Below are 23,426 nucleotides of genomic sequence, written 5' to 3' on the forward strand. Positions count from 1 at the left end.
CAGCATCGACCACCCAGGCCTGTTCTGCTCCTTTTGGCTATGTGAGTGATAATACGGATTGCAATGATACCGATAACACCGTTTACCCTGGCGCACCGGAACTTTGCGATGGTAAGGACAACGACTGCGACGGGCAGACCGACGAAGGGGTAACCAGCACCTATTATGCCGACACCGATGGGGACGGCTATGGAAATGCGGCATCGACCACTCAGGCATGTTCTGCTCCTGTAGGCTATGTCAGTGACAATACCGATTGTGACGATACAGACGACACCGTATACACAAATGCCCCGGAACTATGTGATGGCAAGGACAATGACTGTGATGGACAGATCGACGAAGGGGTGACCAGTACCTATTATGCTGATACGGATGACGACGGTTACGGGGATCCATCAGCAACCACGCAGGCCTGTTCTGCTCCTGTGGGCTATGTGAGTAATAATGCCGATTGTGACGATACAGACGACACCATATACCCAAATGCACCCGAACTCTGCGATGGTAAGGACAACGACTGCGACGGGCAGACCGATGACGGTGTGACCAGCACCTATTACGCCGATACGGATGGCGATGGCTATGGGGATCCCTCCGCAACCACCCAAGCCTGTTCGGCTCCTTTGGGTTATGTGGCTAACAATACGGACTGTAACGACAGTGACAGCGAGGTCAATCCCGGTAAATCGGAAATAGTGGATAACGGTAAGGACGACGATTGTAATCCCGCAACCCTGGACAGCTCATCTGACATTGACGATGACGGTGATGGGTATTCGGAAAACCAGGGGGATTGTGATGACACCAATCCGGATATCAACCCTGATGCCACTGAACTATGTGATGGTATCGACAATAACTGTGACGGGCAGACCGATGAAGGATTTACCGATACCGATGGTGATGGCGTGGCCGATTGCATTGATAATTGTCCGAGTGTAGCCAATCCGGATCAGGCGGATGCCGATATCGATGGCATAGGGGACGCCTGTGAGGGACTCGACAATGTCGAATTTACCTTTAAGGAGGTGGCCATTATACCGAATCCGTTCAATGCCGTGATTAACATTCAGTTGCCGGTGCACCTGAGTAATGAAACGTTCAGGATCACTTTATACGACATTACCGGCAAGATGATCAGGCATGAAGAGAAGGAGGCAATACAGGGCCGTATAACCATGGAGCGATTGGAAGGTATTGAGCAGGGACTGTACCTGCTTAGGATCAGCTATAAGGATACGAGATCTGGGTTCAAACGCCTGGTGAAACTGTAGATAAAAAAAGGCTCTAAATCAATTTTAGAGCCTTTCTACTTTTTATAAACTTTCGATCCTTAGCGGACCATTAATTTTTTAGTGACTTCGTTGGCACCGTCATTCAGCTTCACGAAGTACATGCCTGTAGCCAGATGCGCAATAGGGAGTGACACATTTTGATTGCCAGGTGTTTTGGAGGCGGCCTGGACCAGTTTCCCCTGGAGGTTGTAAATAGCGATAGCCACCTTAGAACCTGATGACTGTGTAAACTTCAGGTTGACCACATCCCGAGCGGGATTTGGAAATAATTTAAAGGTATCTGCAAAAGCCTCTTCCGTACTTAAAGAAGGTAATTCAGCGACACAGATATTGAAGGTTCCCAATTCCAGGTTCGCGAAAGACCAGACCCGCACATACAACGTTTCGCCAATGGAATAATTCCCACTGATATCCGTCGCCTGTATTAAAGAGAAAGCGCCCACACCATTGTCGTCATCACAGGATAGCTCGGTTAATCCGGCACAAGAACCGGTATATATAGACATCATGGTATCCGTTATGGAGCCGTCATCCACACTGGTTTCAACAGAAAAATTACCGGTATTCGGAACAACGAATTTATACCAGACGTCTCTGCCCCCATAGGAATCGGGTTCAGGACAGCCCGGAGCTGCAACACCGGAATCCGTAGCGTTGTTAGAGCCCAACTTGATGTCAGAACAAGACACATCCGGAATTATTTCTGTTGCATCAGCACAAATGTCGTTGGTGGCAGCAGGCGGTGGTGTAAATGCAACAGCACAAATATTAAATGTACCAGTGGCACCACCATATCCCCAAAGTCTGATATAGATGGTTTCGGATGCCGGACGGACCACTTCATAGGCGGCCATTAAATCATCACCATTCAAATAGGCATCATCATTACAAGCATAAAAATCCAATGCGCCACAGGCACCTGTATAGATTGCCATACCGTTATCATCGAGAGTACCACTTGAGGTTTCAATCCTAACGGCCCCGGAAGCAGGCATGACGAGTTTGTACCAAAGGTCGCCACCGGCAAAGTTACATCCGGGATCGCCTGCAGAGGGCGTCGCAGTGTTGTCCAAATCAACCAGAATTTCACTTGTAGAACAGCTTCCTGTAATATTTAAGATATCAATAGCACCGGAACAGTCGTCATTGGCAGGCTGTGCATAAACCCCGGCAGCATATAAAATGGTTAGTAAAAAGAATAAGGTAATTTTTTTCATAAGGATTAAGTTTAAGAGTTAGCTAAAATTATAAAAAAAATGCACAAGTTACTTGGTTTTATGGTTTAAGGGTTGAATTAATTAGTTTAAAAGAGGATTTATGAGGCTGTAGATGGTAGTTGTTAGACTTTAGTTGGTAGACGTTAGATTGAAAAAGGACTATCAGTCATGTCGATAGGAGCGTAGTGACTGAGAAACCTTTAGGTTCAGCGAGGCTACATCGCATCCTGTTTGTGAAGTGTTGATTAAATAATATGATTGTGTCTATCTATGTTGATCATCAAGGGTTTTTGGTTTTACCTATCCTGTGCGATTTCTCCCCCTCCCGAATCCTCGGGATCGGGCTCGAAATGACTGCTAACATCTATTTTAACTACCAGTCATGTCGACAGAGTGAGCCTGATTTTTTCAGGTGAGCGACGAGACATCGCCTCGTGTTTGTAAAGTGTTCAATCAATAATATGATGATGTATAACTGCGTTAAACCTGAAAAGTTGATTTTTACGCATCCTATGTGATATCTCCCTTTAGCCTGTCTTGAGCGACAGCCGAAAGATTCGACATTACCGGGAACATTGTTTTGACTGACCAGTCATGTCGACATGAGCGTAGTGATTGAGACATCGCATTATTTTTCAGAAGACTTGATTATTTAGAGTTTCCCATTCAGTGTTAAAACTGGTGATCAATTCATTTTTCTTCTCCCTGCGCCATTTCTTTAGTTCCTTTTCTCTATGAATAGCTTGTCTCGGAAACTCAAATATTTCATAATAAACTAAATAAATGCAACCATATTTTCCGGCAAAAGACATTTTCGCATTCTCACTGTCGAAAACATGTTGAGGTAACCTCCTTTGAATATTGTTGGTCATACCGATATATAGGGTCGTTCTATATTTATTTGTGGTTATATAAACAAAGTAGGAATGGTGCATGGATGAAATTAGACATTTTTTTGTATCAAACAGTTTGAACCATCAGTAGTTTGTTCAATATCGTGAAATCAGTGATAGAATCAGTCTTAAAAGGGGGATATGATTTGTAAATTATCGGCTTAATGTAATTAGGTAGTATATACATTTAGATTGTATCTAGCAGCCAATCTTGTGTGATGTCTCCCTTCGCTCGACATGACTGGGAACATTGTTTTGACTGAGACATCGCATTAATCAAGAAAAAAGTCAATTAAATTAATTGATATAAAGTAGCTATACTGAATGAAAAGTTTCTCAATTTACCTGTCCTGTGCGATTTCTCCCCCCGAGTATTCGGGGTCGAAATGACTACGAACACGAATTTGACCAATCAGTCATGTCGACAGAGTGAACCCCCCGAATCCTCGGGATCGGGTGAAGGACGAGATATCACATCCTGTTTGTGAAGTATTGATTAAATAATATGATTGTGTCTATCTATGTTGATCATGAAGGGTTTTTGGTTTTACCTATCTTGTGCGATTTCTCCCTTTGCTCGAAATGACTATAAAATCTTATTTGACTTTACTTATAATATGGACCATCCAGTCATGTCGATAGGAGCGGGAGGGGTCACTGGAACTGACAACCACTTGTAATCTATTCAATAAGAACCAAAGGGTCACTCATCACTCATCTCACATCACTCATCCCTCATCCATCAATCGCTCCAGGGTATAGGCAATCAGCTTTTCAATGGTCTCACCCGGATGTGCACTAAAGGTACCCAGGCTTCGGTTGGCAATGATCGCATTTATGGACAAGGCCTGGTGTCCCATCAATTTCGACAGACCATAAATGGCACTGGTTTCCATCTCCAGGTTGGTGACCCGTAATCCGTTGTAGTTGAAGGACTGGATCTTAGAGTTGAGGGCTTCGTCCTCCAGGGGTAACCGCAGTATACGTCCCTGCGGACCGTAAAAACCAACGGCAGTCAGGGTAATACCTTTGTAGGTCTGATCGCTGACTATTTGTTTTTCAAGCGCCTCATGGCATTTAATCAGCAGGGGTCGGGCTTTAAACCCTGGCCATTGGGTGTGTTCTATAAAAGCATGTTCAATCTCCGGGATCGTAATGGCACCCGTTCGGTAACTGTGCAGCATGCCATTCAGATCAAGGCCGTATTCACTGACCACAAAGGCATCCACAGGGATGTCTTCCTGCAGGGCGCCGGAAGTACCAATGCGTATGAACCTCAGGGAACGCAGCTTTTCTTTAATGGTTCTGGTCTCAAAATCAATATTGGCCAGGGCATCCAGTTCATTAAGGACAATATCAATATTATCCGGACCAATGCCGGTCGACAATACCGTGAGATGAAGCCCTTTATAATAGCCGGTATGGCTTTTGAATTCCCGCTTCTGGGACTTGTAATCGATACGGTCGAAATGTTTCGATACCTTTTCCACACGATCCTGATCACCAACCAGGATAATGGTATCGGCAATGTGTTCGGGCTTTAAATTGAGATGGTATATACTGCCATCTGGGTTAAGGATAAGTTCTGAATTTTTAATGGGCATATATTCGGGTTTTAAAGGTAGGGATGTAACCTGATTTTAATTTTAGATAGAAATTGAGACGGATATATGGAATTGAAATACTATCCTCCAACGCGTTTCACTTTAAAGCCTTTTTCCTTTAGCAGTTCCATGATCCTGTCGCGGTAATCCCCCTGTATGATAATTTTGTCATCCTTGAAACTGCCGCCAACACTGAGTTTGGTCTTCAGGTCCTTTGCCAATGCTTTGAAATCCTCCTGCGCACCCGTATACCCCTCGAGGATGGTTATGGGTTTGCCTTTTCGCTTTTCATATTTGCATATGATGGGTGCTTCCTGAAGCCACAGGCCATCATCTTCCTGATTGACCTCCTGGGGGTCTTCGGAGACGTGGTCCGGGAACAGGTGTTTCAGTTGATCTTGTAAATCCATTCGCTGTTATTTTTTGATAAGCCCCAGTTCCACCAGGCGTTCTTTTAAAAATTCGCCGGCAGTGATATCCTCAAAAGCCTTCGGGTTGGCCTCATCGATACAGCTTTCGAGCACATCCAGTTTCATGCTGCTGATGGGATGCATGAAAAAGGGAATGGAATAGCGGGAGGTACCCCATAGTTCCTTCGGGGGATTGATGACGCGATGGATAGTGGATTTCAATTTGTTGTTCGTATGTCTGGATAACATATCACCCACATTGATCATCAGTTCGTCAGGCTGTGCAATGGCATCGATCCATTCGCCCTTGTGGTTCTGTACCTGTAAGCCACGGCCATGGGCCCCCATGAGCAAGGTGATCAAATTGATATCGCCATGGGCCGCCGCTCTCACGGCTTCCTTAGGTTCTTCAGTTATGGGTGGGTAGTGTATAGGTCTTAAAATGGAGTTGCCATTGTGAATGAAGTCATCAAAATAGGTCTCTTCCAAATCCAGGTGCAGGGCCAGGGCACGCAACACGTATTTGGCAGTTTTTTCCAACATCTTATAGGCAGCCTTCCCAACTGCATTGAACTCAGGCAATTCCTCAACATGCACATTATCCGGATATTCCTTTTTTAATTCCGGGTTGTCCTCCACATACTGCCCAAAATGCCAGAATTCCTTTAAATCCCCTTCTTTCTTTCCTTTGGCACTTTCTTTACCAAAGGAGACATAACCCCGTTGTCCTCCAATACCGGGGATCTCATACTTCTGTTTGACCTCCAAGGGGAGGTTAAAAAAGTTCTTGACTTCACGATACAGTTTTTCAACCAGTGCATCGTCCAGAAAATGACCCTTAAGGGCAACAAAACCGATCTCCTGGTAGGCTTTGCCAATGGCGTCGACAAACTGTTGCTTTTGTTCCGGTGTTCCGGAAACAAAATCCTTTAAATTAACACTTGGAATGGAATTCATAGAATTGGTATTGATCTCGTTTACAAAAATACAAAAACGTTCCAATTCTCAGTCCTTATTTAGCTTTTGCCTGTTTGAATGCGATCAGGCTACCGTATTCCAAGCTATTTTACAGCGCGATGAATGCAGCTAAGCCAATGGTGCTGAAACGATAGGGAAGGGCTTTTAAATACACTTTAATTCTGAAGTTTTCAATGGATTTTAAGGGTCTGATAAATGAAAAATTTCATGTACATTTGAGACAACTAAATTAAATGATTGGGCATGTCACTGGCTTCTGAATCGATGCATTATCACCCTGGAAATATGAGCACGGAGGAATTGGTTGGGCTGTACAAGGCCTTGTTGAAACCGAGGCTTATCGAGGAAAAGATGCTGATCCTGCTGCGCCAGGGTAAAATTAGCAAATGGTTTTCGGGGATTGGTCAGGAGGCGATTGCTGTGGGGGTCACCATGGCATTGCATCCGGAGGAATACATCCTCCCCATGCATCGCAACCTCGGGGTGTTTACCACTCGGGGGATTCCGTTGTCGCGGCTGTTTTCGCAGTGGCAGGGTAAGGCCAATGGGTTTACCAGGGGGCGTGACCGCTCCTTTCATTTCGGGACCAGGGACTATAAGATTGTGGGGATGATCTCCCATCTTGGTCCGCAGTTGGGTGTGGCCAATGGTATTGCCTTGGCTTCACTGCTACAACAGAAGCAAGAGGTTACGGCGGTGTTTACCGGTGAGGGCGGTACCAGCGAAGGTGATTTTCACGAAGCCTTGAATGTGGCCTCCGTTTGGCAACTGCCTGTTCTATTTTGTATTGAGAACAATGGCTATGGTTTATCCACGCCAACTGATGAACAATACCGCTGTGAGGATCTGGCGGACAGGGCCGTGGGCTACGGTATGGAATCGCACATCATCGATGGCAACAATGTGATTGCGGTCTATACACAGGTCTCTCAATTGGCGGAAAGGATGCGCAAGCAGCCAAGACCAGTACTTCTGGAGTTCAAGACCTTCAGAATGCGGGGTCATGAAGAGGCCAGCGGAACAAAATATGTCCCACAGGAGCTCATGGATACCTGGGCTGCAAAGGATCCGGTAATCAATTTTCAGGCCTTCTTAAGGGAAAAGGGGATGCTCACGGAATCGGATGAGGTCGCCTTTAAGGCACAGATACTATCAGAAATCGATACGCATTTAGAGCAGGCCTTTCAGGAGCCGCCCATTGTGCCGGCAGTGGACCGGGAACTACGGGACGTCTATAAACCCTGGGATTATGAGGCGATTGAAGCTCCTAAGGCATCTGCCAATATCAGGTTCGTGGATGCCATCTCACAAGGTCTGAGGCAGAGTATGGAGCGGCATTCCGATCTGGTGCTCATGGGACAGGATATCGCTGAATATGGCGGGGTGTTTAAAATAACGGAGGGCTTTTTAGAGCAGTTCGGCAAGGACCGTGTACGCAATACACCCATCTGTGAATCGGGCATTGTTGAGGCCGCTATGGGGCTGTCCATTGCCGGAATAAAAAGTAGTGTTGAAATGCAGTTTGCCGATTTTATCAGCTCGGGGTTCAATCCCCTGGTCAATTATTTGGCAAAGTCCCATTACCGCTGGGGACAGGAGGCTGATGTGGTCATAAGAATGCCCTGTGGCGGGGGGGTTGGGGCAGGGCCCTTCCATTCGCAGACCAACGAGGCCTGGTTTACGAAGACACCGGGACTCAAGGTGGTCTATCCCGCATTTCCCTACGATGCCAAGGGATTACTGGCCACAGCGATCAATGACCCGAATCCAGTGTTGTTCTTTGAGCATAAAGGCCTGTATAGAACGATCCGACAGGAGGTCCCTGAAGCATATTATACGTTACCATTTGGTAAGGCGGCCCTGATACGTGAAGGTATGGATGTGACGGTCATTGCCTATGGTGCCGCTGTACATTGGGCCTTGGACATACTGGACAACAACCTGGACATATTGGCTGATGTGATCGATCTAAGAACACTACAGCCCCTGGATACGGAGGCCATAATCACGTCTGTAAAGAAAACGGGAAAAGTTATTATATTACAGGAAGATTCCTTGTTTGGCGGTATAGCGAGCGATATTTCGGCCTTCATCATGGAGTCCTGCTTTGAGTACCTGGATGCCCCGGTGAAGCGGGTGGCCAGTTTAGAAACGCCGATTCCGTTTGCGAGTCCGCTGGAAGCGCAGTATCTGGCTAAAGACCGCTTTGAAGAGGCCTTAAAACAACTCATAAAATATTAAAGAGGATATGGATTATCTGGATGTATTTTTAAAAGCTATTAACGGGACCATCAACTGGACCTGGAGGTCCATCACCTTCGATGTGCCCTGGTACAACAATTACTTTTGGGGTTTAATCCTGATCTCGGTAGTAGTATGGATCCTGGAGATCGCCTTTCCATGGCGAAAGGAGCAGTCCATTTTTAGAAAGGACTTCTGGCTCGATGCCTTTTATATGTTTTTCAATTTCTTCATTTTTGCAATCGTCATCAGTGGCTTCTATAAGGTTTTTGAGGTCCTGTTTTCCGAAGTCGGGATAACCATGACCTCCCTGTCCTTACTTGATATCTCGCATTGGCCGAAATGGGGTCAATTACTGATTTTCTTTGTCTTGCTCGATTTTGTGCAGTGGTTTACCCATGTATTGCTGCACCGCTTTGACCTGCTCTGGCGATTTCACAAGGTACATCATTCCGTCAAGGAAATGGGTTTTGCAGCCCATCTGCGCTACCACTGGATGGAAAATGTCCTCTACAAGCCCCTCAAGGTGTTTGCCGTTATGGTCTTGGGCGGATTTGTACCGGAACAGGCCTTTATTGTTCATTTTACGGCCATAGCGATAGGGCATTTGAACCATGCCAATATCAAGCTGACCTATGGGCCCCTGAAATATATTTTTAACAATCCGGTGATGCATCTCTACCATCATGCCTATGCCCTCCCGAAAAACAGGCGTTATGGGGTCAATTTTGGGATTAGCCTGAGCCTGTGGGATTACCTGTTCAAAACCAATTACATTCCCGAAGCAGGTGGAAAAATTAAATTGGGCTACCATGATGACGAAAAGATGCCACACAGTTTTTTCAAACAGCTCTATTATGGATTCAAAAAGGGGGATTGACCCGTGTAAAAGAGGATTGGACAGCAGAAGGGATGTTCATATACTTCATGTGTGGATTTAACCATAATTAATTTATGATGACTCTCTTGGTGATTTTACCATTTTTTGTAATTACTTGAATAAAATATAGGCCACTTTTAAGATGGGATACATCAACACGTAATTCCTTACCACTCATTACAATTTGGCCTAAGGCATTGTGCAGATTAACACATTGTAATTCTGCTCTTTGATTTAACTCAATGTTGAGTTCCTGAGATGTGGGATTTGGATATACCTTAACCTCGGGTTTAATGTATTCCTGTGTTGATAAAAGTGCACTCAAATCAAAAATTTTAACTTGACCTGAATTTTCCAAATAGGTATCGTTAGATGGGGCACCTACGGCAACCGTTCTGCCATCAGAAGATATATTGACGCACGCACCCAAATTACTATTAGGGGATTCACCTGCGATCACGTTCCCGATCTGAGTCCAAATTCCAGAAATATTTCTATAGATTCTTACGAGCCCGGCATCAGTACCGTGCGAATCATCACCGGCGGCTCCTATGGCAACTAAAGAACCATCAGAAGATAAACTAACGCTGCAACCTAATCGATCATCAACTGTATGAGCCTCAATTCTATTTCCCAGTTGAGTCCAAATTCCTGAACTATTTTTATAAATCTGCACATAGCCCCAGTCATAACTGCTGTCAAAACCTGGCGCACCTATGGCAACTGTGTTTCCATCTCCTGATAGGCTCACACTGTTTCCAAAAAAATCACCTTCATTTTCTGCATTAATAGTATTCCCGATTGACGTCCAATCGTCTTCTGTCTTTTCATATACAGTTACCATCCCTGAAAAATCTCCCGTAACATTCGATCCGGGTGCTCCTATAGCCAATTTACTTCCATCATCTGATAAACTGAGACTCCAACCTTTCATATCGAAGTTGCTATCCCCCATGATATCATTGCCAATTTGTGTCCATACCCCCTGTATATTTTCATAGATACGTATATGCGAATCAACAAGTCCAATAAGAAGATTGGATGGTGCTCCGATAGCAACCATTCGTCCATCTGCAGAAAGACTCACACTGTACCCAAAGAAGGTATCCCCAGACTGCCCATCAATACCATTTCCTATCTGGGTCCAATCACCCCCGGTGTATTTAAATATGCGGACACGACCAAAATTAGAGCCCAAAAACGCACCCACAGCCATTACACTACCATCAGAAGATAAACTGATAGCATGTCCAAAATACACGGATTCAGATTCACCGTAAATGGCGTTGCCAATTTGTGACCATATCCCATTTAAGTTTTCATATACCCTTACCATTCCGGTATAATTATTTTTAAAGGGAGCTCCAACAGCGACAAAAGAACCATCAGAGGATAAGCTTACACACGCTCCCAAATTATCTTCAGCAGCCTCTCCATAAATGTCATTTCCTATTTGGATCTGGGAAAATGAATAAAAAGCGCACAAGCACATTGTGAAAAGTGTAATAATTAGATTTTTCATAGCTCAATAGTTTAAATGAATACCATCTGTTACTCTATTAAGAGTTCAAGAAAGTACAACAACTGAGAGCTATGGTCAATGATATCGATCAGTCGCTAAAATCAGTATAGTAAAGCAGTTAAATAAACAACATACCGGTTATGAGACTCTTAAAGAGTCACTTTTTATAATTATATTTAAATCATGTTGAGGTATATAATCATCATTTTCCCTGTAGTCCTGTGGCACTGTAAACAGCCCGATCCCTATGCCAACTACACCTGGCATGCGCTGGAGGTAACGGCCACGGCCTATAATTCATTGAGCAGCCAAACCGATGGCGATCCGCATATTACGGCCTTTGGTGACAGCCTGGTACCGGGTTTGCCTTACATTGCCGTATCACGTGATCTGTTAAAAATGGGATTAAAACACAATACCCCGGTCAAGATTGAAGGCCTGGACCAAATTTATGTGGTGAAGGATAAAATGCACTCCCGTTGGAAGCATCACATTGATATCTATATGGGACTTGATGTCAAGGCCGCCAGGGCCTGGGGAAGAAAAAAAATATCCATAAGCTATGGTGTTCCTGCGGAGGACTGATCTGATGATGCGCAGTAACCTTTTAAATAACTGATCTCCCGAATGTGGAATAGCTGTAATAACCTCTGAAAATCCCAGTGTTTATAAGGCCTAAAAAACATGCGCAGGAAATTTATATTTCCTGCGCATGTTTTTATGATTTCTTGCTTATGTTTTGCCTGTTTTCTGCGCATGTTTTTTACATTTCCTGCGCATGTTTTTATGATTTCTTGCTTATGTTTTGCCTGTTTTCTGCGCATGTTTTTTACATTTCCTGCGCAAGGCATTTTTATGTATTCAGGTAGACCTTTTTGGGCTAGTTCTTGCTTCCTGTTTTTGATGCGCCTTAACTGTTATTCGGCCTGCAGTTCTAATGTTTGTGTCTTTGCTTCCGTTGCCTGCCGTCCCGCAGGAGGACTATTACTCTGTGGTTGATGGATAGTGTTAATCCATCGGACTGACCAAAAACCGATAGCGGTGATGGACGCGGTTCTTTAACATTAATGGGCGTAACGCTTGGTGCCTTTCCAAACCCCATCCTGGTTATGCAGTCTCAGCAATTGTCGCGTCTGCAACAGGCAATGCTCAACAAGCTGATTTCTATGTCTGGATATTTTTATAACTGTGTTCATTTTAAATGTGTTTTGATCGTTGTGTTTTAGGTCTCAATAAAGACGTTCCCTATCTGTAACGTCTTTTGATGTTCCAGTTGTAACTCTTGGAATTTGGTAAGTTACTTGTCAATTGATTTGTGTTTAAGGTTCTCATTGTTTTTCGTTTTTTGATTGTTATGATTTAATGTCTGCTAAAAGGGTTACTTATCTGTAACGTCTTTTGCTATTCCAGTTGTAACTCTTAGAATTTGGTAAGTTACTTGTTAATTGATTTGCGTTTAAAGTTCTCATTGTTTTTCGTTTTTTGATGGTTATACTATTTGGTCTCTAAAAGAAATTACCTATCTGTAACGTCTTTTGCTGTTCCAGTTGTAACTCTTAGAATTTGGTAAGTTACTTGTTAATTGATTTGTGTTTAAAGTTCTCATTGTTTTTCGTTTTTTGATTGTTATGATTTAATGTCTGCTAAAAAGGGTTACTTATCTGTAACGTCTTTTGGTGTTCCAATTGTAACTCTTAGAATTAGGTAAGTTACTTGTCAATTGATTTGTGTTTAAAGTTCTCATTGTTTTTCGTTTTTTAATTGATTTCTATTCGTTTTTTAATTGTTTTGTACTAGATAGACGACAGGAATATAATTTTGTTACAGTACTATGCATAACATAATAGTAATTTAACAAATTTTAACAGATTATGGGCGTTTTTGGTCTCAATTAGGGCCAATAAATAGGAGAAGGGTGGGTTTTGGGAATGATTTTTGTTAATTATTCTTCAAAATTAGGATTCTGCAAGGGAGTATATGGATAAAAAAATATCTTTGACTTAACTTTGTAGGCCCATAGGTTTGTAACCTGAACGATTTTAAACAAATGAGATTAAGTGTTTTAACTTTTATGTTGCTGTGTTTCTCGATGTCCATCCATGCCCAGATTGACACCGAGAAAAAGCTGAAGATTGTTCCGGCCGAGGAAAGCAAAAACGATACGGCCCCCAATGTACCTTTGCTTCCATCGAAACCTCAGGATAACAATGTCACCGATTTAGCCCTTCCCGAACTATCCAATAATTTGAATCTTCCGGAAAAGCAGTTTTCCATGTTTCCGCAGGAGGAATTTAGAAATCCGGGCGAATTATACGTCAAGCGCATCAGTAAGAATATAGAGGATTTGAAATTATCGCCGGAAGAAATCGAACAGCGCAATGGAAGTACGACCGATGTATATTTCGGAGACTTTAAAAGTAGCGCGGCATTCGTTAATGTGATCTATCGGGATCATGGGTATACTGACGGCGACGTGATTCAAGTTCTGGTGAACGACGATATCGTACATGCCCGTGTGTATCTGTCGGGCGCATTTAAAGGATTTAAACTTAATTTGTTACCCGGATTCAACAAAATCGATTTCCTGGCCCTGAATCAGGGTGAATCGGGTCCCAATACAGCCGAGTTTAAGGTGATTGATGATAAAGGCATGGTGGTTTCCCATAATCAGTGGAACCTTGCCACAGGGGTAAAGGCCACCGTCATCGTTGTTAAGGAATAGGCTGTTAATCCAGTATCGCTGCGATACCTTCTAATTCTTCCTTGCTGAAGTCCAAATTATCCAAGGCGTTTACATTCTCGCGTAGTTGCTGACTTGAACTCGCGCCAATAAGCACGGATGTTATCTGGGGCTGTCGCAGGATCCAGGCAATTGCCATTTGAGATAATTTTTGTCCCCTGTTTTGTGCGATGGTATTTAACTGCCTCACTTTTTCAATGGTTTGATTGACCACATCGGCATTCAGAAAGACTGAGTTACCGCCGGCACGGGAGTCTTTAGGGATGCCATCCAAATAGCGATCGGTAAGCAGACCCTGGGCAAGAGGGGAAAAGGCGATACCTCCGACCCCATTGTTTTCCAGGGTATGTAACAGTTCGTCTTCAATCCAGCGGTCGAACATGGAATACCGCACCTGGTTCAATATAAAAGGTACATTTAAGCGTTTTAAAATAGTTGCTGCCTTCTGAGTTTCCTCCGGTCCGTAATTTGAAATTCCTGCATAAAGTGCCTTTCCCTGTCGCACAATATCCGCCAGGGCCCCCATCGATTCTTCCAGAGGGGTGATCGGGTCCGGCCTGTGGTGATAGAACACATCAACATAGTCCAGTCCCATACGCTTCAGGCTCTGGTCCAAACTGGAGATCAAATATTTTCTGGAGCCCCATTCCCCATAGGGACCGTCCCACATGAGATACCCGGCCTTGGTGGCTATAAAGAGTTCATCGCGATAGGATTTAAAATCGGAGCTCAGGATTTTTCCAAAATTTTCTTCGGCCGATCCTGGCGGAGGACCGTAATTATTGGCCAGGTCGAGGTGGGTGATCCCCATGTCGAAGGCACAGCGTAAGACATCACGCGCATTTTCAAAACTATCGTCGTGTCCGAAGTTATGCCAGAGGCCCAGAGAAATGGCGGGCAACAGCACCCCGCTTTTTCCTGCTCTCTTATATGTCATCGTCCCATAGCGGCTCTCGGAAGCTAAGTAATCTCGCATATTCTTTATACTTTAAATAAAAACTTAATTGCAACAATAAATAAGATAAAGGCAATAAAGGCAATAAGGATCCAGATGCTTCCGGCATAAAACATCCGGTGAAGTTTGAGGTCTTTTTTATAGGTCATCGCAATGACAATGGCGAAGATGACAAAAAATAAAACTCCAAAAATGATTTGACCTTTACTGAACATATCGCTACTTTTATGCAAATTTAATGAATATATAAGACAGAGTTTCTTAAAATAGTCATTAAGTATGTTGATCGTAATCATTTATTGAATCCGGGTGGCCTGTTTGCATCATCACTGTGTATAGCGCGACCTTATAATACCTTTTACCGCACTATGAAAAAGAATATTGACGCTGTTAAAGCATTTCATACCGCATTTAAAATCGGACATCGGGAGACCCCGAAAGCCGATCTGGGCATTGAAAAAAACAAATTGCGCTTTAATTTAATGCGGGAGGAAAATGAAGAATACCTGGAGGCAGCCAATAATGATGATTTAGTGGAGGTGGCCGATGCCCTGGGTGATATGTTGTACATCCTATGCGGGACCATCATCGAGCACGGCATGCAATATAAGATAGAGGAGGTCTTTGACGAAATTCAGCGCAGTAATATGAGTAAACTGGGCGAGGACGGGAAACCCATTTACAGGGCAGATGGTAAGGTCCTGAAAGGCCCCAATTATTTTAAACCCAATATCGGATCCATACTGGATAAGTAATTCACATCATTTTTTAGAAGCTGAAACACATTCGGCCAGACCATAAACATTCGCTTGGTCTAGAGCGGCGTTAGTCTGTATAAACAGGTATTTTTCAGTTGGCCGCTTTGGTAAAGGGTACTATACCACCTTATAGCGCCAGCCAAACGGATCTACCGCATTATTGGTCTGGATATCTACGATGCGCTTTTTTAAGAAGCTGGCATAGGTCTCCTCCAGTTCTGGTAACATATAGTCTTCACCGTTGTAACCAAACCCGGAAATGGGAGAAACCACTGCGGCTGTTCCTGCACCGAACATTTCTTTCAGGGTACCTTCTTTGGCCGCTTCAACCACTTCACGCACGCTCAGTTTTCTGATTTCAACATCCATACCTTCGGATTTCGCCAATTCGATAATACTTTTTCGTGTGATACCATCCAGAATGCGATCGCTTGTTGGTGCCGTAATCAAAGTATCCTCAATACGAACAAAAATATTCATAGCGCCGGCCTCCTCAATAAACTCATGGGTGTTATCGTCCGTCCATATGACCTGCTGGTATCCTTTTTCGATGGCCAGTTGTGTCGGATAGAACTGTCCGGCATAATTACCACCGGCCTTTGCAAAGCCCACACCCCCATTAGCGGATCGCGAGTAGGTTTGCTCGATAAGCACTTTTACCTTTCCTGAAAAATAGGATCCGGATGGTGCGGTTGCTATGATGAATTTATAGGCGTCCGCAGGAGAGGCATGAAATCCGTTACCCGAGGCAAAAACAAAGGGTCTTATATATAAGGAGCGTCCTTCACCTTTGGGAATCCAATCTTTATCCACCTTCAGCAGGGCTTTCAAGCCTTCCATGAAATAGGTTTCCGGCAGTTCCGGCATCGCCAATCGTTTCGATGAGATGTTCAGGCGTTTAAAATTGTCCAGGGGACGAAATAACCAAACCTGGTCCTCAGCATCCTTATAGGCCTTCATACCTTCGAAGACGGATTGGCCATAATGGAAAATCTTTGCTGAGGGATCAAGAGTAATCGGTTGATAGGGCATCACCTTGGGGGCATGCCATTGGCCCTTATTATAATCGCATACCAACATATGGTCCGAAAAGACCGTACCAAATTTTAAATTATCAAAATCGACCTCATGGATCTTGGTGGTTTTGGCTTTTATCACTTCTATGTCGTTGATTACCGTGCTCATGGTCTCATTATTTATGCACAAATGTAAGTAAAAAGCATATTAAAAAAGGTATATTTACACAAATCGTTTAAAATTTAAAAATGTCCTAAGATGAGATTACTAATCGTTATGTTTATCAGTGCTTTATTGTTAAATTCCTGCAAAAAACAAGACAAAACCCCGGATACGGATACAGTTGTTGCAAAGAAGGACTATGTCTCCTTTGGAAAAGAGATCGCTCCGGACAATGCATCCATCGCAAAATTGATGCTGCCGACCTATAGCACTATGAAAGTTGGCGATACCTTGACCACAAAAATGCTGGGTACCGTAACAGAGGTCTGCCAGGCCAAGGGCTGCTGGATGAAGTTGCAACTCGATGGGGATCATGAGGTCATGGTTCGGTTTAAGGATTATGGTTTTTTTGTTCCTAAAGACATTAAGGATAAACAGGTGATCGTGAACGGATTGGCCTTTATAGAGGAACTTTCTGTTGAAGACCAGCGTCATTATGCCCAAGATGCCGGAAAAAGCGAGGAGGAGCTTGCACAGATTACCCAGCCGAAGCGCACCTATGGGTTTGAGGCTGATGGTGTGCTTCTGAAGCCATAATGTGAAACGAGAAATCATTATAACTGCCGATGGCTCAAGTACCATTCATTTACCTGAATGGAACGAGCATTACCATTCCAAACACGGCGCCATTCAGGAAGCCGCCCATGTTTTCATACAATCAGGCCTCCATCATTGCTGTCAGCTGAAATCCGGGAGAAACGGCCACCTGGCCATCCTCGAAATGGGTTTTGGAACGGGACTCAATGCTTTGATGACGCTTTTCGAAGCAGAGAAACTGAATATTACAGTGGATTATGTGGGTGTAGAGGCCTATCCGGTTACCCCGGATGAGGTGTTTCAATTGAACTATGCCGACAGGACCGATCCAAGCTCTGGTGCGGCTGTTTTTAAGACCCTGCATGAGCTGTCCTGGGAACATGCGCACGAGGTCACTTCACATTTTTCGCTCACCAAAAGGAGGCAGTTTTTTAACGCTGTCGCTGATGAAAATACATTTGATCTCATCTATTTTGATGCCTTCGGCCCGAGAGTACAACCTGAATTATGGACAGTCCCTGTATTTGAAAGGATGTTTAAGGCCTTGAAGTATCAGGGTGTATTGGTCACTTATTCTGCAAAGGGCAGTGTGCGACGGGCCATGCAGCAGGTCGGATTTCTGGTAGAGAAACTTCCCGGTCCGCCGGGAAAACGGGAAATGCTTCGCGCATCGAAGACAAAAGTATAAGACACATCGCACAGGTCTCTTTTCAGGTCTGAAAAACCGAAAACGAGTTACATAATTACACAAACTATCGAACCGGTACCATGCCACTTTTTTGAGTGAGGGAACCCCTAAGCACCATAAGTGTTAAAAGGAATATAAACTTGGTGTATTCCTGTCACGCATTTCGTAATTTTATACCAAAAGACTATGCGAGTTTTAATTACAGGGGCAACGGGGTTGATCGGTCAGGACATTGTACAACGTTGTCATGAAAAGGGTATTGAGGTCCACTACTTAACTACCAGGTCATCTCAAATTCAAACGGACGATATGTATAAAGGATTTCACTGGGATCCGGACAGACAGGAAATAGACAGTCGTTGTTTTGGTGGTGTTGATGCCATAATTCATTTGGCCGGTGCTTCAATTTCAAAACGGTGGACACCGGAGTACAAGAAGGCGATCCTCTCGAGTCGATTGGAAAGCACCAAGCTGCTGATAAATGCCCTAAAGGGTGAGTCCCACACGGTAAAGCAGGTCATCTCTGCGAGTGCCATAGGTATTTATCCCGATTCGCTGGTGCAGTATTATGACGAGGCATTCAGTGATTTTGAGGACAGCTTTTTAAGTCGTGTTGTACAACAATGGGAAAAGGCGGTGGATGGATTCACAAAACTGAATATCAAGGTGTCCAAAGTAAGGATTGGTTTGGTGCTCTCCACCAATGGTGGTGCCCTAACTGAATTGGCCAGGCCCGTAAAATTTGGATTGGGAGCCGCATTTGGATCAGGAAAACAGTGGCAATCCTGGATACACATAAACGATCTGTCCCGACTTTTTATATATGTCCTGGATCATACACTCGCCGGTACCTACAATGCAGTCGCACCGAACCCGGTTACGAATAAAGAATTGGTTAGGGCCATAGCACATACGTTGCGACGCCCCTTGTTCTTACCCAATATTCCGAAATTCTTCATGAAACTGCTATTGGGCGAAATGCATATCCTTTTGTTTGAAAGTCAGCGTGTGAGCTCTAAGAAAATTGAAGATAAAGGTTTCCTTTTCAAGTTCAATTCTATCAAACCTGCTTTAAAGGATTTGTTGAGGTCCTGATGCACGATTCAATCCTCTACACGGTTCTCATCGAAGGCCGATGGTAATAATTTGGGTATAAATTTAACGACCAAAGGCAGTAACAGCGCCCCACCTGGCAATATGAAGATGGCCAGACTCGGAATGGATTTGAAAATGTCCAACAGTTGGTCCTGTACTTTTTTCTGTTCCGCCGAACTGAGTTCGCGCTGGGTAGACTGCGACAATAACACAAGTAGTTCTTTGCTGTCCTTTAATTCCCGGTAGAGTCGCTTACTGTTGCGCGTAATCAGTTTACTCACCATTTTACTGGAATTATCATAAAAACTCTGTACTATATTTTTTGAGCTCAGCAGGGCGATGTCCTCCTTATGTGTGGTATAAAATGAATTTACAAAGCTTATGGATGCCCTGGTTTTTTCAGAGGGTAAGTTAAAATCATTCCCCAGTTTGACAATGAACTGCATTTCATGGGCATCGATCACGCGATCGCTCCAACTGGCCATACAGGACAGATCAAGGATATAGAATTTTTCCAAATCGGTTTTGGTCAATGCCACTGCCTGATTGTAGGTGATTTGCTCCGCATCATGATAGCGCAGGGAGGCTTCAAACAGTCTTATCAAACTCTCGTCATATTGATTTTTAATCGATTTAGCCTCAATGGCATCCAAGACAATGGATTCGATGACATTTTCCAGGCGCCTGATATAATCTATGGAAATAACCCCCTCCTGTAAAAACTTTTTATAGGCCAGGATATCCACAAAAAGCAGGGCATTGATAATGAAGTAATTAAAATGCTTCGTAAGTACATTATGGTCTAGATGAATACGCTTATGAATCACTTTTTCAAGTTGGTCGCTTGATTTTTTAGAGTTTAAAAGCCCTTTGAAAAAGGATGTTTTTAATTCGTTGATGGCTTCATAAAACTGTATAACACTATCTACAAAGGGGACATTGCATGCGGTATTGTGATGTGTGTATAGGAAGGCAAGCAGGAGGTTGACCTTACAGAGCTCATCCTCTGTCAGATCCTTTTTGGCAAAAATGCCCCCAACGATACTCAGGTTGCTTCCAAAAATAAAACCGCAGGCCCTGAGTGCTGCATAGAAGGTTTCTTCATCATCGTTCAAAAACGCGTTATGATGACTCACCTCCTTTAATACCTTGTTTATCCAACCGGTTGCTGACGGGTTCATAATGACTACGGCCTGAATTAATTATTAGGTAAAAATAAAAAAAGCTGCTTTTCAAGGCAGCTAATTTGTACTTGTATTTTAAATATTTTATTCAATAATGCCCGCACAACTTATTCTGGCTCCGGCTGCTCCGGATGGTTGTGATGTTAAATCATCGGCTCCGGCATGAACGATGACCGCTTTCCCCAGGATGTTTTTATTTTCATCATCGCAGCCTATACACCATTCATCTGTCGAAAACTGGATGAGGCCATTACCGTTCTCGTCGGCCGTGAAATTACCGATATCTCCTTTGTGATAACCTGCTTCGTCTCCCCATTTGCCATGAGGCTGCGCTGTTGGATTCCAGTGACCGCCCGTTGATTTCCCGTCGGCTGAAGAGCAGTCGGCGGTTTGGTGCAGATGGATGGCGTGAACGCCGGGTTCAAGATCACTCATGATGGCCGTCATAGTAACCACACCGTCCTCTTCTTTAAAGGTGACCTGACCATTGACCTTACTATCACTCTTTGGTTCCAGGTTTATGGTCAGCTTTTTCACCTCCTTTACGACTGTTTCAAGGCTAACCTCCACTTTGGTTTCTTCAGAATCCACAGGTTCTTTTTTTTCATTCTTGCAGCTCATCATACCAATTAATGCAAGAGTTGCAACTAAAAATCGTGTTTTTTTCATAGGTTTATGTTATGTTTATTCCAAAGTAATGTGTTCAAAACAATTTTGAGGAAAGTTAAGGCAATATTCATCCAATTGCAAATTTGGAAATGACATATGTCATTTTTTTAAAAATAACTAAAGTTTAGTTTTGTTTTATAATTGTTAGGTATGTTAAGTTCATTAGTAAATAAATACAATGTAGCCGGGCCGCGCTATACCAGTTATCCAACGGTACCCTATTGGGACAGTAATACATATTCATTGGACAAATGGAAAAGGTCTTTAATAACAGCTTTCAATGAAAGCAATGCTAAGGAGGGTGTCAGTCTGTACATCCATTTGCCCTTTTGTGAAAGCCTCTGCACCTTTTGTGGCTGTCATAAACGGATCACAAAGCAACACAGTGTGGAATTGCCCTATATTGACGCGGTGTTATCGGAATGGCAATTGTATCTGAAACTGTTCGATGAAACCCCAATTATCAAGGAATTGCATTTGGGTGGAGGTACGCCCACATTTTTCAGTCCGGAACATTTAACGCGACTTATTAAAGGCATTTTACGAGATGCCAGGCTGGCTGATCATTTTGAGTTTAGTTTTGAGGGACACCCCAACAATACCACGGTTGCGCATTTGAAGGCCCTTTATGATCTGGGATTTCGCCGCGTGAGTTATGGGGTCCAGGACTACAACCCTACCATTCAGAAGGCGATTCACAGGATACAATCTTTCGACCAGGTGAAGCAGGCCACTGAGCAGGCCAGGGCAATAGGGTACACTTCGGTAGGCCATGACCTTATTTTTGGATTGCCCCACCAGACCATGGAACATGTAAGAGAAACCATACTCAAAACCAAGGAACTCCTTCCGGACCGACTGGCATTTTACAGTTACGCCCATGTCCCCTGGATAAAGGGTGTTGGGCAGCGTGGATTCAATGAGAGTGATTTACCCTCTCCTGCCTTAAAGCGACAACAATATGAAATGGGTAAACAGTTACTGGCTGAGGTCGGTTATAAGGAAATTGGTATGGATCATTTCGCCCTGGAAACGGATGCATTATACAAATCGATGGTTGCCAAAACATTGCATCGCAACTTTATGGGCTATACAGCCTCTAAGACCCAGGTCATGATTGGTCTGGGCGTGTCTTCAATCAGCGACAGCTGGTATGGGTTTTCGCAGAATGTCAAAGCCATCGAGAACTACTATGCCCTTATAGAACAGGACACCTTACCTGTGTATCGCGGTCATATCCTGAATCAGGAGGATTTGATCATCCGCAGGCATATTCTGAACTTAATGTGCCAGTTCCAGACCTCCTGGAAATCGAGTGATTTGTATTTTGATGAACTTCCCGATGCGCTTATTGACCTGAAGGAGATGGAAAACGACGGACTCATAGAAATTGGCGCCACCGATATTACCATAACAGAAAAGGGGCGACCCTTTGTTCGAAACGTATGTATGGCCTTCGATTTGTTATTGAAACGAAGACAACCTGATACAAAGTTGTTTTCCATGACCATATGACATCATAACGATGTATATTCAGGAATATTCATGAATTTCATCGAATTGTGATTTCGTAAATAGGCAAGTTTTCAGTTAAAGCTTCTTTTTTTAGAGAAATTTTTAGTTTCTTAGATTCAAGCAAACCATTAAATACTAGAACTGATGAAAAAGATAATTGTACCCGTAGATTTTTCCGATCATTCAGAATATGCTATGAAAGCAGCTGCAAAATTGGCGAAAAAGTTCAATGCAGAACTGCTTATTTTACACATGTTGGAGATGTCTGATATTATGTTGACGGCTTCTGATGGCCTTCAGAATGAGAAGGCCCTGTACTTTTTTAAACTGGCGGAACAAAAATTTGAAGCCTTTATCAATAAGGATTATCTGAAGGATATCAATGTCACCGCGATAGTGAAGCATTTTAAGGTCTTCTCTGAGGTCAATGATGTTGCTAAAAAACACCATGCCGATATTATTGTTATGGGATCCCATGGGGCCAGTGGTGTTAAGGAGTTTTTGGTGGGATCGAATACGGAACGGGTGGTGCGTCACTCTGAAATTCCGGTTTTGGTGGTGAAAAAGGATTTGCTGGCTGTAAATTTTGATGTCGTGGTGTATGCCTGTGATTTTCAGGAAGAAAGTATTGCCTCCTTTATTAAAGCCACCAAATTATTTGAAAAAATGAAGGCCAAAATGTATTTGGTGCATGTCAACCTACCGAACGACCGTTTTAAAAGTACGGTAGAGATTGAGCGCATTGTAAACAGTTTTTTAAAGAAAGCAGATGGTGACCTACAGCGATTGGACAGTGTGAATTATGTCAGTGACTATACCGTTGAAGAAGGGATTTTAAATTTCGCCAACAATGTCGGGGCGGACCTCATTGCCATATCAACCCATGGAAAAAAAGGCATTGCCCACTTCTTTGAAGGCAGTATAAGTGAGGATGTAGCCAATCATGCCACCTTACCGGTAATCACCTTTAAAATATAGAGCGCCTCTGCATTGACCATGATTG

23 protein-coding genes are annotated in these 23,426 nt (G+C 43.6%); 11 read left to right on the top strand and 12 right to left on the bottom strand.

Translation table 11 applies throughout. The annotated features are described in order from the left end of the window. Positions 1-1,277: MopE-related protein (locus tag MR041_RS12910; protein WP_242094585.1), on the top strand; the 1,277-nt coding region annotated here is incomplete at its 5' end. Positions 1,278-1,336: 59 nt separating this feature from the next. Here MR041_RS12910 and MR041_RS12915 read toward each other — a convergent pair. The 5 genes from MR041_RS12915 to MR041_RS12935 form a co-directional block, all read right to left on the bottom strand. Further along, entirely contained in the window at positions 1,337-2,515 is a 1,179-nt protein-coding gene (locus tag MR041_RS12915) for a T9SS type A sorting domain-containing protein (protein WP_242094587.1), read from the bottom strand. Between the two features lie 635 nt (positions 2,516-3,150). Then, positions 3,151-3,483: a GIY-YIG nuclease family protein gene (locus MR041_RS12920; protein ID WP_479686167.1), complete on the bottom strand. Its 333-nt coding sequence runs from the start codon at positions 3,481-3,483 to the stop codon at positions 3,151-3,153. A 653-nt stretch (positions 3,484-4,136) separates the two neighbouring features. After that, the gene (locus tag MR041_RS12925; RefSeq protein ID WP_242094590.1) at positions 4,137-5,012 is read right to left on the bottom strand and encodes a nucleoside phosphorylase; all 876 of its coding nucleotides are present in this window, start codon (positions 5,010-5,012) and stop codon (positions 4,137-4,139) included. Between the two features lie 80 nt (positions 5,013-5,092). Beyond that, positions 5,093-5,422 (bottom strand): translation initiation factor, encoded by a 330-nt coding sequence (locus MR041_RS12930; RefSeq protein WP_242094592.1) that lies wholly within the window; start codon positions 5,420-5,422, stop codon positions 5,093-5,095. 6 nt (positions 5,423-5,428) lie between these two features. Next, positions 5,429-6,379, bottom strand: coding sequence for an isopenicillin N synthase family dioxygenase (locus MR041_RS12935; RefSeq protein ID WP_242094827.1), 951 nt, complete (start codon positions 6,377-6,379; stop codon positions 5,429-5,431). 285 nt (positions 6,380-6,664) lie between these two features. On the opposite strand from MR041_RS12935, the gene MR041_RS12940 reads away from it, so the two are divergent. After that, the gene (locus MR041_RS12940; protein ID WP_422613577.1) at positions 6,665-8,641 is read left to right on the top strand and encodes an alpha-ketoacid dehydrogenase subunit alpha/beta; all 1,977 of its coding nucleotides are present in this window, start codon (positions 6,665-6,667) and stop codon (positions 8,639-8,641) included. 7 nt (positions 8,642-8,648) lie between these two features. Continuing rightward, complete coding sequence (locus MR041_RS12945) at positions 8,649-9,521, top strand: sterol desaturase family protein (RefSeq protein ID WP_242094595.1); 873 nt, start codon at positions 8,649-8,651, stop codon at positions 9,519-9,521. 67 nt (positions 9,522-9,588) lie between these two features. On the opposite strand, the gene MR041_RS12950 is transcribed toward MR041_RS12945, so the two are convergent. Next, positions 9,589-11,043, bottom strand: a complete 1,455-nt coding sequence (locus tag MR041_RS12950) for a T9SS type A sorting domain-containing protein (RefSeq protein ID WP_242094597.1) — start codon at positions 11,041-11,043, stop codon at positions 9,589-9,591. Positions 11,044-11,226: 183 nt separating this feature from the next. Here MR041_RS12950 and MR041_RS12955 point away from each other — a divergent pair, with 183 nt between their 5' ends. Further along, entirely contained in the window at positions 11,227-11,628 is a 402-nt protein-coding gene (locus MR041_RS12955) for a 3D domain-containing protein (RefSeq protein ID WP_242094599.1), read from the top strand. 479 nt (positions 11,629-12,107) lie between these two features. Here MR041_RS12955 and MR041_RS15635 read toward each other — a convergent pair whose 3' ends face one another. After that, positions 12,108-12,239: a hypothetical protein gene (locus MR041_RS15635; protein ID WP_262917574.1), complete on the bottom strand. Its 132-nt coding sequence runs from the start codon at positions 12,237-12,239 to the stop codon at positions 12,108-12,110. 851 nt (positions 12,240-13,090) lie between these two features. On the opposite strand from MR041_RS15635, the gene MR041_RS12960 reads away from it, so the two are divergent. Further along, entirely contained in the window at positions 13,091-13,765 is a 675-nt protein-coding gene (locus tag MR041_RS12960; protein WP_242094601.1) for a hypothetical protein, read from the top strand. 4 nt (positions 13,766-13,769) lie between these two features. On the opposite strand, the gene MR041_RS12965 is transcribed toward MR041_RS12960, so the two are convergent. Together MR041_RS12965 and MR041_RS12970 are read right to left on the bottom strand one after the other, a co-directional pair. Beyond that, positions 13,770-14,759, bottom strand: coding sequence for an aldo/keto reductase (locus MR041_RS12965; RefSeq protein ID WP_242094603.1), 990 nt, complete (start codon positions 14,757-14,759; stop codon positions 13,770-13,772). A gap of 5 nt (positions 14,760-14,764) precedes the next feature. Then, entirely contained in the window at positions 14,765-14,953 is a 189-nt protein-coding gene (locus MR041_RS12970; protein ID WP_242094605.1) for a hypothetical protein, read from the bottom strand. Positions 14,954-15,106: 153 nt separating this feature from the next. Here MR041_RS12970 and MR041_RS12975 point away from each other — a divergent pair, with 153 nt between their 5' ends. Next, entirely contained in the window at positions 15,107-15,493 is a 387-nt protein-coding gene (locus MR041_RS12975) for a nucleoside triphosphate pyrophosphohydrolase family protein (protein WP_242094607.1), read from the top strand. Positions 15,494-15,613: 120 nt separating this feature from the next. Here MR041_RS12975 and MR041_RS12980 read toward each other — a convergent pair whose 3' ends face one another. After that, a complete protein-coding gene (locus MR041_RS12980; RefSeq protein ID WP_242094608.1) occupies positions 15,614-16,681 on the bottom strand; it encodes a branched-chain amino acid aminotransferase in 1,068 nt (355 codons plus the stop codon). A gap of 90 nt (positions 16,682-16,771) precedes the next feature. On the opposite strand from MR041_RS12980, the gene MR041_RS12985 reads away from it, so the two are divergent. From MR041_RS12985 to MR041_RS12995, 3 genes are all read left to right on the top strand, one after another. Further along, complete coding sequence (locus MR041_RS12985) at positions 16,772-17,272, top strand: DUF4920 domain-containing protein (protein WP_242094609.1); 501 nt, start codon at positions 16,772-16,774, stop codon at positions 17,270-17,272. 1 nt (position 17,273) lies between these two features. Continuing rightward, positions 17,274-17,960, top strand: coding sequence for a tRNA (5-methylaminomethyl-2-thiouridine)(34)-methyltransferase MnmC2 (mnmC2, locus tag MR041_RS12990; protein ID WP_242094610.1), 687 nt, complete (start codon positions 17,274-17,276; stop codon positions 17,958-17,960). 186 nt (positions 17,961-18,146) lie between these two features. After that, positions 18,147-19,055 carry a TIGR01777 family oxidoreductase gene (locus tag MR041_RS12995; protein WP_242094611.1) on the top strand — a complete coding sequence of 303 codons (909 nt, stop codon included), beginning with the start codon at positions 18,147-18,149 and terminating at the stop codon, positions 19,053-19,055. An 8-nt stretch (positions 19,056-19,063) separates the two neighbouring features. On the opposite strand, the gene MR041_RS13000 is transcribed toward MR041_RS12995, so the two are convergent. Next, positions 19,064-20,236, bottom strand: a complete 1,173-nt coding sequence (locus MR041_RS13000; protein ID WP_242094612.1) for an LETM1-related biofilm-associated protein — start codon at positions 20,234-20,236, stop codon at positions 19,064-19,066. Positions 20,237-20,323: 87 nt separating this feature from the next. Then, positions 20,324-20,908 (bottom strand): superoxide dismutase family protein, encoded by a 585-nt coding sequence (locus tag MR041_RS13005; RefSeq protein ID WP_242094613.1) that lies wholly within the window; start codon positions 20,906-20,908, stop codon positions 20,324-20,326. A gap of 150 nt (positions 20,909-21,058) precedes the next feature. On the opposite strand from MR041_RS13005, the gene hemN reads away from it, so the two are divergent. Continuing rightward, positions 21,059-22,423, top strand: coding sequence for an oxygen-independent coproporphyrinogen III oxidase (gene hemN, locus MR041_RS13010; RefSeq protein WP_242094614.1), 1,365 nt, complete (start codon positions 21,059-21,061; stop codon positions 22,421-22,423). Between the two features lie 144 nt (positions 22,424-22,567). Continuing rightward, complete coding sequence (locus MR041_RS13015; protein WP_242094615.1) at positions 22,568-23,401, top strand: universal stress protein; 834 nt, start codon at positions 22,568-22,570, stop codon at positions 23,399-23,401. Positions 23,402-23,426: the final 25 nt, after the last annotated feature.

Source organism: Aestuariivivens sediminicola (genome assembly GCF_022662015.1).
Lineage (GTDB): Bacteria > Bacteroidota > Bacteroidia > Flavobacteriales > Flavobacteriaceae > Aestuariivivens > Aestuariivivens sediminicola.

What these genes read in the sequence shown, in the direction of transcription:
- MR041_RS12980 (WP_242094608.1), bottom strand. Translation starts at nt 16,681, where the DNA reads ATGAGCACGGTAATCAACGACATAGAAGTGATAAAAGCCAAAACCACC.
- MR041_RS12965 (WP_242094603.1), bottom strand. Translation starts at nt 14,759, where the DNA reads ATGCGAGATTACTTAGCTTCCGAGAGCCGCTATGGGACGATGACATAT.
- MR041_RS12955 (WP_242094599.1), top strand. Translation starts at nt 11,227, where the DNA reads ATGTTGAGGTATATAATCATCATTTTCCCTGTAGTCCTGTGGCACTGT.
- hemN (WP_242094614.1), top strand. Translation starts at nt 21,059, where the DNA reads ATGTTAAGTTCATTAGTAAATAAATACAATGTAGCCGGGCCGCGCTAT.
- MR041_RS12930 (WP_242094592.1), bottom strand. Translation starts at nt 5,422, where the DNA reads ATGGATTTACAAGATCAACTGAAACACCTGTTCCCGGACCACGTCTCC.
- MR041_RS13015 (WP_242094615.1), top strand. Translation starts at nt 22,568, where the DNA reads ATGAAAAAGATAATTGTACCCGTAGATTTTTCCGATCATTCAGAATAT.
- MR041_RS12935 (WP_242094827.1), bottom strand. Translation starts at nt 6,379, where the DNA reads ATGAATTCCATTCCAAGTGTTAATTTAAAGGATTTTGTTTCCGGAACA.
- MR041_RS12950 (WP_242094597.1), bottom strand. Translation starts at nt 11,043, where the DNA reads ATGAAAAATCTAATTATTACACTTTTCACAATGTGCTTGTGCGCTTTT.
- MR041_RS12975 (WP_242094607.1), top strand. Translation starts at nt 15,107, where the DNA reads ATGAAAAAGAATATTGACGCTGTTAAAGCATTTCATACCGCATTTAAA.
- MR041_RS12970 (WP_242094605.1), bottom strand. Translation starts at nt 14,953, where the DNA reads ATGTTCAGTAAAGGTCAAATCATTTTTGGAGTTTTATTTTTTGTCATC.
- MR041_RS12985 (WP_242094609.1), top strand. Translation starts at nt 16,772, where the DNA reads ATGAGATTACTAATCGTTATGTTTATCAGTGCTTTATTGTTAAATTCC.
- MR041_RS15635 (WP_262917574.1), bottom strand. Translation starts at nt 12,239, where the DNA reads ATGAACACAGTTATAAAAATATCCAGACATAGAAATCAGCTTGTTGAG.
- MR041_RS12995 (WP_242094611.1), top strand. Translation starts at nt 18,147, where the DNA reads ATGCGAGTTTTAATTACAGGGGCAACGGGGTTGATCGGTCAGGACATT.
- MR041_RS13000 (WP_242094612.1), bottom strand. Translation starts at nt 20,236, where the DNA reads ATGAACCCGTCAGCAACCGGTTGGATAAACAAGGTATTAAAGGAGGTG.
- MR041_RS12915 (WP_242094587.1), bottom strand. Translation starts at nt 2,515, where the DNA reads ATGAAAAAAATTACCTTATTCTTTTTACTAACCATTTTATATGCTGCC.
- MR041_RS13005 (WP_242094613.1), bottom strand. Translation starts at nt 20,908, where the DNA reads ATGAAAAAAACACGATTTTTAGTTGCAACTCTTGCATTAATTGGTATG.
- MR041_RS12940 (WP_422613577.1), top strand. Translation starts at nt 6,665, where the DNA reads ATGCATTATCACCCTGGAAATATGAGCACGGAGGAATTGGTTGGGCTG.
- MR041_RS12945 (WP_242094595.1), top strand. Translation starts at nt 8,649, where the DNA reads ATGGATTATCTGGATGTATTTTTAAAAGCTATTAACGGGACCATCAAC.
- MR041_RS12960 (WP_242094601.1), top strand. Translation starts at nt 13,091, where the DNA reads ATGAGATTAAGTGTTTTAACTTTTATGTTGCTGTGTTTCTCGATGTCC.
- MR041_RS12925 (WP_242094590.1), bottom strand. Translation starts at nt 5,012, where the DNA reads ATGCCCATTAAAAATTCAGAACTTATCCTTAACCCAGATGGCAGTATA.